General features: G+C 71.3%; 1 protein-coding gene. It reads right to left on the bottom strand.

The window, feature by feature from the left end:
• Nucleotides 1-276: hypothetical protein (locus tag ASG00_RS17040; RefSeq protein ID WP_235559156.1), on the bottom strand; the 276-nt coding region annotated here is incomplete at its 3' end.
• Nucleotides 277-345: the final 69 nt, after the last annotated feature.

The raw sequence follows: 345 nt of genomic DNA, 5'->3' as shown, positions 1-345 counted from the left end.
GCGCACGACCACAGCGCCCACCACGGCCCCGCAGCTGAGGGCGCACAAGAACCGCACGCGAGTCACGACGCGCACGAGGGCCACACGGATGCCACGGGTCACGCCAGCCACGCGGGCCATAAGGGTCCTGCGGGCTATCACGACGACCCCGTCCACGACCACGCCGCTGGCCACGACCACACGCACGCCCCGTCGGCGACGGCGGATGACGGTGAGCATGCCGGTCACCACGTCGAGCACGCCGGTCACACCGCGGCCGCGGGTGGGCACGATCATGGTGCAGCGTCGGGTCACAGTGCGCAGGAGATGATGGGCCACGGTGGGCATCACGGCGGGATGTCGATG

Source organism: Microbacterium sp. Leaf351 (assembly GCF_001423825.1).
Taxonomy (GTDB): Bacteria; Actinomycetota; Actinomycetes; order Actinomycetales; family Microbacteriaceae; genus Microbacterium; species Microbacterium ginsengisoli.
The sequence above is the reverse complement of the archived record's forward strand: the minus strand, read 5'-3'. Positions and strand labels throughout refer to the sequence as shown.